The sequence below is a fragment of the Bacillus haikouensis genome (genome assembly GCF_013179555.1).
GTDB lineage: Bacteria > Bacillota > Bacilli > Bacillales > Bacillaceae_B > Rossellomorea > Rossellomorea haikouensis_A.
Window position 1 is genome coordinate 1 of record NZ_JABMCR010000131.1, and the last position, 11925, is coordinate 11925.

An 11925-nucleotide genomic window follows, 5' to 3' on the forward strand; every position below is an offset into this window, starting at 1 on the left:
CTTCAGACGGTCCGTCATACTTTAATTCTACATCTAAGGAATCCGCCATTTCTTTCGCCCCCTGGCCACCCGATGTGAAGAAGCCGACACCTGTTAGTTTAGGGATGAAGGCAAGCTTTGCATCTTTTTTGCCGCCATCTTCATTCGAAGCTTTTTCACCTGAGTTCCCACAAGCCATTAAGGATCCGGCAATCAGTAGCATACACAGAAATAAAGCAATTGGTTTTAGATGTTTCACTTTAAATTCCTCCTTTTTTATGACTGAAACTGGATACTTGCTGAAAGATTCTTTTGAAATTTTGCCAATCTGAGTTTCTGAACAGAACTGAGAAAATTAACATGAGACCGATGACGACGCTTGTTTGTTGACTGGTCATGCTGGCCATTTGCAGACCGTATTGCGTGACGCCGATGATCAAGCTTGCAATGGCTGTACCATAAATACTTCCCTTTCCACCGAAAATACTGGTCCCGCCGAGTACTACCGCAGTAATGACCGGCAGTACGGCATCAGCTCCGAGATCGGAACGTGCTGAACTGAAGTAGGATGTGAGGATGATTCCGCTGATTCCACCTCCTAGTCCTGAGAGCATATAGGTGCTCATCAGGGTCCATTTTGTGGATATACCACTGTATCTTGCAGCTTTTATATTAATTCCAACTAAGAAGACGTTACGGCCGTAACGAGTTAGATGGAGAAGGGCACCGAATATAACCATGGTCGAGAACAGAATCCATATTGAGTTCGGTATTCCCAGGAGCTGACCGTTTGCCAGTTCAACGAAAGCATTGGGAAATCCGCTGATCCCTTCATACCCGGATGCACTTGAGCCTCCGGAAAGAACCAGGGCAATACCGGAGAATAAGAACATTCCGCCAAGGGTGACGACAAGGGGCTGAACGCTGGTGGCGGCTACGATCATGCCGTTCACAAATCCTGCTGCCATGGACACAAGCAACGTCACGATCAGAGCCAGCCAAATATCCATACCATTCATCCACAACACGCCAAGTGTAATGGAAGACAGCCCCATAATTGATCCCACTGATACATCAATCCCGCCGGTAATAATCACAAAGGTCATCGGAATAGCGGCCAGCGCGATATAGGCAAAATCATTGATGCTGTAAAGCAGGTTGCTCATATCTAAGAATCCGGGAATCATCAGTCCGAATGCCAGCAGGATGAAGATGAAAAAGAATGTAAGAAAGGTTTCCCAGATCAGAAAGAGCTTAATTTTTTGTAACACTTTCAACACCTCCTTGGCGGGATTGGAGCTTCATTAATTCCATTTCCCGCTGCTTAAATGTTTTCTCTTTCAGGTATTTTTGAAGTTTCGAATCACCCACCACGATCACCAGCAAGAGCAGCCCGGAAATAGCAGAGTTATAATAGGACGGTACTTTCAAGAAAATCAATGAGTTGTTGATAATCGTAAAGAAGATGGCGCCAACCCCTGCACCGAGTATACTTCCAAGTCCACCGGAAAGACTGACACCTCCAAGTACGGCTGCTGCTATGACCTGAAGTTCCATTCCATTTCCGGTTTGATTGGGAACGAATCCTATGTTCATGACAAAGAACATTCCTGCAATGGAAGCGGACATTCCAGACACGATAAACGCAGCCAAGGTAATTTTCCGCACAGGGATTCCAACCAGCCTTGCCCCTTCCGCATTGTCACCGACAGCATAGAAGTACTGACCGATCCTCGTCTTTTTTAAGAGAAAATGGGTGGCGACTAAAAGGAATATCGCAATCCACACAGGCAGCGTGATGCCGGCCATTTTAAAGGAGGCCAGCTTCTTAAAGTAATTCGGGATATCCTCGATCCACATCCCTTTTGTGTAAAGGAGCATGCTTCCTCTCACGACGCCAAGCATGCCAAGGGTCATAATTATAGAAGGAATCCGGAAGAAGGAAACACCGATCCCATTCAGAAAGCCAATTCCCGCACCAAGGAGGATCACGATAGGCACCATAAGCCAAGGAGAATACCCGGAAGTCAAGAGTACCCCGCAAACGGCAGCGGACAAACCCATAATCGACCCGACGGAAACATCTATATTGGAAGTGAGGAGGACAAAGGATTGACCAATGGCCATGACGATCAGGATCACGCTTGCTTTGACAAGCAGGGAAAGGGAGTCGCCGGCAAGAAAGTCCTGATTGAATGCCCCGACAAGGAGAATATACGCAACCATTAACAGAACAATGGATAATTCACGTGTTTTAAGAAACCGAATCATTTATTTCACCACCTCATTATTAGCACCGAAGGAAAGGGATGTAATGGCGTCTTTGGTGATTTCTTCTTTGGACAAGACATTCACTGTTTTACCTTGATGCATCACGAGAACGCGGTCGCTTAGCCTTTCAATCTCTTCTATATCAGAGGAAATCAGGATGACTGCGAGACCTGTTGCTTTAAGGTCTTTGATGATGCGATAGATATCGTTCCTGGCACTGGCATCAATTCCTCTCGTTGGTTCATCAAGGATCATCACTTTCGGTTGGGCTGCAAGGTATTTAGAAAGCACGACTTTTTGCTGATTGCCTCCAGATAAATCACTAAGGAGCTGCTTTTCATTGTTTGCTTTGATTCTTAGATTTTTCATATAAGTTGCAGCCGTTCTTTTTTCCCGATGAAAGGGTATAAAGAAATTTCTCCAGCGATGGAGCAGAGTAGAAGATACATTACTTTGAATGGAGGTAATGGAAAAGACACCGTGAAGCTGCCGATCCTCTGGAACATACACAAGACCTTTATGGATCCGCTTCTTAATTGGCAAGTGATTAATGCTTTCATCACATAAAATGATGTTTCCAGCTTTAATTTTGGTAAGTCCAAAGACCGCTTCAGCCAATTCAGTTCGTCCTGCCCCGACGACACCGGCAATGCCCAGGATTTCCCCTTTCTTTAACTCGAATGAAATGTTTTGAAAGCGGCTTCCAGAAAGGCTCTCAACCGATAGAACTGCGGGTGCATCAACGGTTGAATCTGTGAAATCAAATGAGGTGCTCTCTTGACCAAGGTCTTTTGTATTGGCAGGGAGCAGTCCCTGGAGCAATGATTCATACGTAAAGGCAGCGGTTGGTCCTTGAGCTGAGACCAGCCCATCGCGGAGGATGGATACGGTATTGGAAAGCATAAAGATTTCAGGGAAACGATGAGTAATATAGAACACGCCTAGTCCTTCATTTGTGAGTGTTTTGATCGTTTGGAAAAGTGAATCAATCTCTCCGAAGGTTAATGTGGAAGTAGGTTCATCCAAAATCAACATTCTAGCTTCACGTGTTAGTCCCCTAAGAATTTCAACAAGCTGCTGTTCGGCTATCGAAAGGGATGCAGCACTTCTTTGCAAATCTATTTTCCAATTGAGCTGCTTCATAATCGTTTGGATTTTAGGAATAAGAGTTTGCTTCTTACCTGGGAGACCGATAAGGATGTTTTCCTGGACGCTCATGTTCGGGAAAATGAGTGGTTCCTGAGGAACCAGGTAAATACCTTGTGTATGGGCATCTGCCGGTGAGGAAAATGAGACTTTTTCTCCTGATACCTCCAATGTGCCGGCATCTGGCTTATATAATCCTGTAATGATTTTCATCAGTGTCGATTTCCCAGCCCCATTGCCCCCTACCAGTGCATGGACTTCACCCTCGTGTAAATCCAGTGAAATACCTTTCAATACGGAGTTTCCGGAAAATGATTTATGAATGTTGACGGTTCGGAATAGAGGAGCGGCCCCTTCTTTCAATGTACTCTCACCACCTGCAGATTTTAGTAAACGCTTTCATTTGAACAAAAAGAATCACGATGAAATATTGTTCATTTTATTTATGGAGCTTTTTACTTATTTACACAGTAGCTTTCAAAAATATTACAAGTACTTTCTTCCTGAAGGTACTTTTTCTTTTTATTGTTCTGAAACTCTCAAGGGGTCCATATACTCTGCGTAAGACTGAACAAAAAAATGGCTGACGAACAATTGTACAGAGGGTGAGAACAGTGAGTGAAGATATTTATGCAGAAAATATGATGATCAGGGTCGCTTGGTACTATTACAAAGACAATCTGACCCAAAATGAAATTGCCAATCTATTAGATATTTCAAGAGCAAAGGTTGTCCGTCTCCTTGAGAAAGCAAGGGGAGAAGGGATCGTACAGTTTCATATAAAAGGGCATGACCGGAATTGCCTGGAGATTGAGGAGGAATTCAAGAGCGTCTTTGCCGTAAAGGATGCGTTCATCATTCCATCCCCCCATAAAGAGAAAGAAATCAGCAGCTCTTTATCAAGGGCAGCTTCACAATATTTACAAAATAAGCTGCATGAGAATGACATCATCGGACTTGGCTGGGGGAGGGCAATCAGCAAAACCGTGGACTTCCTTTCCATGGAACCAAGCCGGAATATTTCCGTAGTCACCCTGACAGGAGGGGTCAATTACTATTTACAAAGCCGGAGGTCACAGGATGGAGGCATGGAGAATTTTCAAGAAATCCATGTAATACCGGCCCCCTTTCTTGCTTCCACAGAGGAAATGGCTGACAGCTTTCTATTGGAACCTTCCATTAAAGATATTCTCGATCTTGCCAGTCTCTCTAAATTCAACGTAGTCGGTATCGGCGGTGTATATCCCGATGCCACCATCATTCAAGAAGAAAAAATGACCGTCAATGAGCTTACTTTTATTAAGCAGCAGCAGGCAGTTGGCGATGTTCTGGGCCAGTTCTACGACAAAAACGGAAGGATACTTGATTTGCCTCATCATAAGAGGCTGATCGGGACCCCTTTATCCAAATTGAAAAATGCCAAAAATGTCATTGCAGTTGCAGGCGGTAAGAAGAAGGTAGAAGCAATTTACGGTGCGTTAAAGGGAGAGTATGTTCACATCATGATTACAGATGAAGAGACAGCGAAATCATTATTGGAAATGGAGGTACAGACAAGAAATGGATTACATTCTGGCATTTGATGCAGGAACAGGAAGTCTCCGTGCTGTTTTGTTCGATACAGACGGAAATCAAATTGGCTGCTCACAGGAGGAATGGATTCACCTTTCAGATGAAAGATACCCGGGTTCGATGGGGTTTGATTATGAAGCGAACTGGTCACTGCTTATCGGCTGTATTAAAGACTTGCTGAAAGAGACTGGTGTGAATCCGAAGCAGATTAAAGGGATCAGTGCGACAAGCATGAGAGAAGGGATCGTCCTCTATAACTCCAGTGGTGAGGAAGTTTGGGCATGTGCGAATGTCGATTCGAGGGCTTCAGAAGAAGTGTCGTATTTAAAACAGACATGCGAGGAACTGGAAGAAACGTTATATCAACTGTCAGGGCAGACGTTTGCTCTCGGTGCGATACCGAGAATTTTGTGGCTGAAAAATAATCTTCCTGATGTATACGAACAAGTATCCATCATGACGATGCTGAATGACTGGATTCTTTATAAATTGTCCGGCACACTGCAGGCCGATCCATCTAATGGATGCACGACAGGGATATTTGATCTGAACAAAAGAAAGTGGGCATCGGGTTATCTGCAGGAATGTGGACTGAAGGATTCCTTCTTTCCCCCTGTGAATGAAGCTGGAACGGTCATTGGGGAGATTGGAACTGAGGTTGCCGGCATGACAGGACTTGCAGAAGGAACGAAAGTAGTGTCAGGAGGCGGGGATGCCCAAATGGCTGCAGTGGGTGCCGGAGCCATTGGAGATCAACAAACGATGGTATCGGGAGGTTCCTTTTGGCAGCAGGAAGTGAACACGAATAAGCCCTTCTTTGATAAGGAAGGGAGAATTCGGGTGAACTGCCATGCTGTTCCTGAACTGTGGCAAATTGAAACGATCGCTTTTTTCCCCGGCCTGGTCATGAGGTGGTTCAGGGATGCCTTCTGCCAAGAAGAAGTAAAGAAAGGAAAAGAGAGTGGACGTGATCCTTACGAATTGCTGGAGGAGTCAGCAAAGGATGTTCCGGTCGGTTCTAACGGGATTATCCCGGTTTTCTCAGATATTATGAATTACTATTCCTGGAGACATGCCGCGCCTTCCTTCATAAACCTTACTTTAGATCCGCAAATAACAGGGAAGAAAGAAATGTTTAAGTCCCTGCAGGAGAACGCTGCCCTTATTACTCTAGGAAACTTAAAGCTTATTGAAGAAGTGACTTCATCCTATCCAGAGGAAGTGATTTTCACCGGCGGTGCCTCAAAGGGCAGATTGTGGAGCCAGACACTTGCAGATGTATTAGGGGTGAAAGTGAAGGTGCCCCTGGTCAAAGAATCAGCAGCACTAGGAACGGCACTTTATGCAGGAGTGGGGGCAGGCTTGTATGCAACCATTCAGGAAGCAGTGGAGAAAGTGGTCAAGTGGGACCGGGTGCACGAACCGGACCAATCCAATCACTCTAACTATCTGGAAATCTATGAAAAGTGGAGAAGAGTCTACGTACGGCAGCTTCAACTCGCAGATGAAGAGGTGACCACCCATATGTGGAAAGCACCTGGATTTCAACCACATTGAAAGGAGGTGAAAAGATGAAGAAAGTGAACGAGTCAGACTTTGACTATCGATTCGGAGACAATGGACCGAAATATCTGACCAAAGGTCCTAATGTCGATATCGGGGTAGTTGTATTAAAACCAGGTCAGGACTTTCCCAATCATTATCACACCACATGCGAAGAAATCTTTTACATCTTAGAAGGTGAAATCGATTTTTATATAAATGACGATCGTGTTCCTGCAAAACCCGGGGACATGATTCAATGCAGACCTCACGATTCCCACTATCTGATCAATACATCCAGCCAGAATTTCAAGGCGGTCTTCGTCAAGTCACCCCATATCGGGGAAAACGATTCTGTCGTTATCGATAAACCAAAGATCAATTAAAGGAGTGTTTTTACATGAGTTGGGGATTTCAAAACCGTTTAAATAAAATTTTGCCGAATAAGAGGGCAGTCATGCTCGCTATCGATCATGGCTATTTTCTCGGACCTGTTCATGGGCTTGAGAGGCCAGGTGAAACCGTCAAGGACCTGCTTCCTTACACAGATTCATTATACTTAACACGGGGCACACTCGCTGCATGTATCCCGGAAGACACTGAAACGCCAATGGTGCTGAGGGTGTCAGGTGGAGCGACTGTATTAAAGGATCTTTCCAATGAAACGATTGTCACTTCTGTTAAAGAAGCGATTCGTCACAATGTCATAGGAGTGGGAGTGTCGGTTTTCATCGGCTCGGAAAATGAAACGAAAACCGTTAATAATCTTGCACAAACCGTAACGGATGCCCATGACTACGGACTGCCTGTCCTGGGCATAACAGCCGTCGGGAAAGAACTCGAAAAGAGAGATGGAAGATACTTAGCTTTGGCGTCCAGGGTGCTGTCAGAAATGGGAGCAGACATTGTCAAAACCTATTACTGTGAGAATTTCGAACAGGTGACAAGCAAATGTCCCGTTCCGATTGTCATTGCAGGCGGGCCGAAATTTGACACCATCAAGGAAGCATTGGACATCACCTATAATGCCATGGATCAGGGAGCGGCAGGCGTTGATATGGGACGGAATATCTGGCAATCGGAACAACCATTGGCGATGATGAGAGCCATTCATTCGATTGTTCATGAGAAATACTCTGTGAAGGAAGCAGTGGAGTTGTATGAGGATTGTGCTGAAGTGAAGGCTTAGATAGCGTGAACAGAAAGAGTGAAGCTGTCCATTAGAACCGCAAAGGTAAGGTCTCAGGGGAAATCGATTAAATAGATACTTCAACTATTTGGAGTGTCTATTTTTCATGGAATTTTAATTATTTTACATGGTGTTATTTGAATATATGAGACAAGGGTAGTAGACGTTTGCCAAGGGTCTTTCTAAAGCAACCCCCATTGTAGGGGAAGTTGTATCCGGATTCCTCAGGTATTCTACATTGACTATCATAATGTGGCTGGGTTGATGTTCAGTCATTACATCATGGGGACGGTTCTCTTCTTCCAAAATCCGTCCCCATCCTTCACACTGCTGATCTCTTTCGTAAAAAGGTCTCAAAAGGTCCTCTTATAGATCGTTGGTGCAAATAATTAGCAGCTGCTATTGAAAGAATCCACACGAACACCGCGATAAAATCACTCCCTAGTTGACTGATATTCCCGCCAAGACCACCAGCATATGGAGCTAACATGAAAACAAACAGAATCGACTGAAATAGATAAAAACTCAATGAACGTTGTCCAAGCGCTGCAATCGCTTCTGTAAATCTCCCACTTTTCTCGTCCAGCTTAATGGCCAGCAATCCAATCAGCGCTGTCCATCCCACTCCACCTGCATAACCTGTGATTGTATGAAGTGATTTCGCCGTTACTTCCATAACATCATTGTAATTGGTCCAGAACAAAGATGACATAAGGGCCATGGGGATCCCGCCAGCAGTCGATAGTAAAAGTCCTATTATGGCAGTCGTAATAAGTGCCTTATTATGGCTCTTCGGATGATCGATTACCTGAAAACGTGCCAATAAAATACCTATCAGGACCCAGGGTATGACTTGATAACTAAGAACAGGTGTGTAGAACATCCAATCAAACATTCTAGTAATGGATGCCTCGATAGGATCTTCAATAGCAGCTGAATTAGCGGCTTCCATACTTAATGCATCAAATCCTCTTGGCATAGAAGGTGCGAACATTGCCACCAACACAAGAAAAAACACGGCGGTTATGATCATATTTCGATTGGATAACCGAAGAAATAAACTGGCAAAAAGAAGAGCGATGAAACCATACACTCCAATAATATCCGCGAAGAATAGTGTGGCATGGAAAAAACCAATCACTAACATCCATACTCCTCTGCGTCTAAAGATTTTTTTCGTATCCTTCCAGCTGTTCCCTTTTCTTTCTTGGCCCTTCAATACTTGATGGAGCCCATATCCAAACAGAATAGCAAATAAAGGGAAAGCACGTCCGTCAATAAACACCTGCCTGCCTTTAAATGGTTTGAATGAATTTTTTTTAAAAAGTTTTGATCCAAGGTATCCTTTTCACAATTAAATCACTATATAGAAAGTGAATAAGAAAAAAGGAGTGATTTGGAATGGCATTGATTGGGTGGACGAAGTTTGAAAGAGGGATTTTGGAGTCGAGGGTGTTTTGTCACCCGGAGGATGTACGGATTTATTTGTGGATATTGAATCATGCGGTAGTCAAAGATGGCGTTGTGGCGGGTGACCGGGTGCTGAAGAAGGGGCAGTTTGTGCTGTCGATCGGTGAGCTTCAGGACAAGCTTTGGTTCTATAATGGGAAGAAGAAGGAGAGGTTTAGTTCGTCGAGAGTTCAGCGGTCGATCAAGCGGCTGGAGAAAGAAGGGCTGCTTACGGCGGAGAAATTCAGGAGCGGGTATCTGTTCTCGGTGAGGGAGGCAAGAGACCCTGTAAAGGATCCGCAGACTGTGGATATTACGGCAAATGAAGAGGATATGACCGTTACAAACCGGCACAAGGGGGATGCCGGCATCATTTTGCCCTCGCGACGTGAATCAGCAATAAAGGACGAGCGGAACAGCAACGGTAACAGAAATAAGAATGTAAAGAATGTAAAGAATGTAGAGAACGAAAAGAAAAGAACACTCACCACCCTAACGAATACTATGGCAGATAAATTGACGCTGATCACGGAGCACTTCCTGGTGAGGAGGGGCGGAAGTTATTCGCTGTCACCGGTTGATCAGATGGCACTTGAGAAGATCAGTCTGCATGAAATGTCTGTGGACGAGCTGAAGACGTTCATGGATGAGCAGTTTGAAAAAATCAAGGTGCATGAGCCGAACGCGACGATTCACAGTCCGAAGTATTTGCTGAAGGCACTTGAGAGACGGGAGTCGCCGCGGAAGAGGATGGACGAGCTGGATGAGATGCTTGGCCGGCTGAAGGAGAGTTTAAAAGACTATGACAAATGATGAGTTCATGGAGCTGATGAGACATCTCCATTTGGCGTATCCGACAAAGAAGCTGCCGGAAACCACGATGAATCTGTGGTTCGGGCTGCTTCGGGAATGTGATTTCAACCTGGTGAAAAGACAGATGGAAGACCATATCAGACAGCACAAATATGTGCCGAGTGTCTCCCAGCTATATGTTCTGTCAGAGGAGGAAACGACGGTGCTCGACATGCTGGGGGAATGGGAGAAGGAGGGGGTGGAACGGGTTGAACACATTGAACGGTGGGGCGGACCCAAGAAACCTTTGCAGTGATGAAGCGGTCCTAAGGCTGCTGCATGAAGCAGAGAGCATGATCCTCGGGGCGATTCTCCTGGAGCAGGACATGATCCACCAGCTGAGCCTTGAACCGAAGCACTTCACCCAGACGAGAAACCAGATCGTGTTCGGAGCGATGAAAGAGCTGCAGAAGAAGACGATCGAAATCAATCCGGTAACGCTTGTCGAAGAGCTAAAGGATCAAATCGAGAATGCAGGTGGAGTCACCTATCTCCTGGAGCTCGCGGCAAATTGTCCGACGGTCGCGAATCTCGGCCACTACGAGAAGATCGTAATGAAATACTATGAACTGGGCCTGATCCGCAATTCGGCCAACCATTTTTTGAACGATTATACACCGGAATCCGCCCAGGACCTGTACAGAGCACTCATCGAGATGCATACCGAATTCTCGCAGGATGAAGAGTCGAAAGAGAACATCATCATCGAACTCTATGAATCTCTTTATGAGGAGAAGACCGGGATGCCGGGGGTGAATACAGGGTTTCCTGCACTGAACGGATTGACCGGCGGATGGAAGGAAGGCGAGCTCATCATTCTGGCGGCACGGCCGTCGATGGGGAAGACGGCGCTCGCAATCCAGCTTGCATGGGAATGCACGCGTGAAGAGGGGGTGTCGCTCCTCTTTTCCCTCGAGATGAGCTCGAAACAAATCATGCAGCGGCTGCTCTGCAATCTATCAGACATCAACATGATGAAATGGCATAACCCGTATAAATATTTATCGAAGGAGGAAATGCCGAGGATGCAGGAGGCGTTGAACTCAGTCTATAAAGCGAATCTTCAACTCTCGGAAAACGGGCTGATCACGCTGATGGAGATCAGGAAGCGGATCATGAATCTTAAGCGCGAGCATCCCACCGAACCGTTCCTGGTCGTGATTGATTACCTGCAGCTGATCACAGTGAAGGAACAGTTCGACCGCCATGACTTGATGATCGGACATATCACGAAGCAGCTGAAGAGCATGGCCAAGGAATTCGGGATCCCGATTATCCTGCTGTCCCAGCTTTCGCGGGGTGTGGAATCGAGAGATGATAAACGCCCGAGGCTCTCTGACCTCCGCGACTCCGGCAACATCGAACAGGACGCGGATATCGTCCTCTTCCTCTATCGCGATGAATACTACAACAGCGGCTCTGAAGCGGCAAATGAAGTAGAAGTAAAAATTGCAAAAAACCGAAACGGCCCGGTCGGAACCGTAAAACTCAAATTCAAGAAAGAATGCGGACGGTTTAAATGAAGCGGGACGGGGGGACAGGTACCTTGTCCCGGTTAGAATGGTCAGTTAAAAAACGAGTAGGGGTGATGGCGGTGTTTATGACAACGTATGCGGTTGAGGGGAAGGCTCATTTTATAGAGGAGAGCAGGAAGATGCATCGTTTGGTGATCGACTTAATGGGCTCAGCGGATGTGAGGGAGGACGGGCTGGGGTTCTTGAGCTACGGGGAGATTTGGCGGGCGTGCTGTGAGCAGGGGATGTTTTTAATGAAGGGTGAGGGGTTTGCGGTGATGATGGATGTGTTGACGTGGATGGAGGAGGAAGGGTTGGTGAGGAGGAAGAGAGTGACTGGGGGGAGTTGGTTTGGGGTGAGGGTATTTAGATGATGTTTTTGTATTTGTGGGGGAGAGAGGGTTGTTCAGT

Annotated in this window: 12 protein-coding genes and 1 pseudogene; 8 read left to right on the plus strand and 5 right to left on the minus strand. The window is 45.8% G+C overall.

The window, feature by feature from the left end:
• From HP456_RS13355 to lsrA, 4 genes and pseudogenes are all read right to left on the minus strand, one after another.
• A pseudogene (locus HP456_RS13355) lies at positions 1–202 on the minus strand (hypothetical protein); the annotation flags it as partial.
• 37 nt (positions 203–239) lie between these two features.
• Positions 240–1238 (minus strand): ABC transporter permease, encoded by a 999-nt coding sequence (locus tag HP456_RS13360; RefSeq protein ID WP_376766214.1) that lies wholly within the window; start codon positions 1236–1238, stop codon positions 240–242.
• Positions 1234–2250 (minus strand): ABC transporter permease, encoded by a 1017-nt coding sequence (locus HP456_RS13365; protein ID WP_172251865.1) that lies wholly within the window; start codon positions 2248–2250, stop codon positions 1234–1236. The genes HP456_RS13360 and HP456_RS13365 overlap by 5 nt, the downstream gene beginning before the upstream one ends.
• A complete protein-coding gene (gene lsrA / locus HP456_RS13370) occupies positions 2251–3759 on the minus strand; it encodes an autoinducer 2 ABC transporter ATP-binding protein LsrA (protein WP_172251867.1) in 1509 nt (502 codons plus the stop codon). It abuts the gene before it with no gap.
• A gap of 278 nt (positions 3760–4037) precedes the next feature.
• Between lsrA and HP456_RS13375 the strand changes: the two genes are divergently transcribed.
• Genes HP456_RS13375 through lsrF form a run of 4 tightly spaced genes read left to right on the plus strand, consistent with a single transcriptional unit; the run spans position 4038 to position 7699 of the window.
• Positions 4038–4979 carry a sugar-binding transcriptional regulator gene (locus HP456_RS13375; protein WP_172251885.1) on the plus strand — a complete coding sequence of 314 codons (942 nt, stop codon included), beginning with the start codon at positions 4038–4040 and terminating at the stop codon, positions 4977–4979.
• Positions 4957–6525 carry an autoinducer-2 kinase gene (gene lsrK, locus HP456_RS13380; protein WP_172251869.1) on the plus strand — a complete coding sequence of 523 codons (1569 nt, stop codon included), beginning with the start codon at positions 4957–4959 and terminating at the stop codon, positions 6523–6525. The genes HP456_RS13375 and lsrK overlap by 23 nt, the downstream gene beginning before the upstream one ends.
• Before the next feature lie 14 nt (positions 6526–6539).
• On the plus strand, positions 6540–6896 hold the full coding sequence (locus tag HP456_RS13385; RefSeq protein ID WP_172251871.1) for a cupin domain-containing protein: 357 nt from the start codon (positions 6540–6542) through the stop codon (positions 6894–6896).
• A gap of 14 nt (positions 6897–6910) precedes the next feature.
• Positions 6911–7699: a 3-hydroxy-5-phosphonooxypentane-2,4-dione thiolase gene (gene lsrF / locus HP456_RS13390; RefSeq protein ID WP_172251873.1), complete on the plus strand. Its 789-nt coding sequence runs from the start codon at positions 6911–6913 to the stop codon at positions 7697–7699.
• A 322-nt stretch (positions 7700–8021) separates the two neighbouring features.
• Here the strand turns inward: lsrF and HP456_RS13395 are convergent, their stop codons facing one another.
• A complete protein-coding gene (locus tag HP456_RS13395) occupies positions 8022–8846 on the minus strand; it encodes a DUF418 domain-containing protein (RefSeq protein ID WP_172251875.1) in 825 nt (274 codons plus the stop codon).
• Positions 8847–9100: 254 nt separating this feature from the next.
• Here HP456_RS13395 and HP456_RS13400 point away from each other — a divergent pair, with 254 nt between their 5' ends.
• The 4 genes from HP456_RS13400 to HP456_RS13415 all read left to right on the plus strand — a co-directional run bounded on the left by HP456_RS13400 (position 9101) and on the right by HP456_RS13415 (position 11888).
• A complete protein-coding gene (locus HP456_RS13400; RefSeq protein ID WP_172251877.1) occupies positions 9101–9961 on the plus strand; it encodes a hypothetical protein in 861 nt (286 codons plus the stop codon).
• Positions 9951–10256: a replicative helicase loader/inhibitor gene (locus HP456_RS13405; RefSeq protein WP_172251879.1), complete on the plus strand. Its 306-nt coding sequence runs from the start codon at positions 9951–9953 to the stop codon at positions 10254–10256. The genes HP456_RS13400 and HP456_RS13405 overlap by 11 nt, the downstream gene beginning before the upstream one ends.
• Complete coding sequence (locus HP456_RS13410; protein WP_246289035.1) at positions 10210–11523, plus strand: replicative DNA helicase; 1314 nt, start codon at positions 10210–10212, stop codon at positions 11521–11523. Before HP456_RS13405 ends, HP456_RS13410 begins: the two co-directional genes overlap by 47 nt.
• Positions 11524–11594: 71 nt before the next feature.
• The gene (locus HP456_RS13415; RefSeq protein WP_172251881.1) at positions 11595–11888 is read left to right on the plus strand and encodes a hypothetical protein; all 294 of its coding nucleotides are present in this window, start codon (positions 11595–11597) and stop codon (positions 11886–11888) included.
• Positions 11889–11925 lie beyond the last annotated feature (37 nt).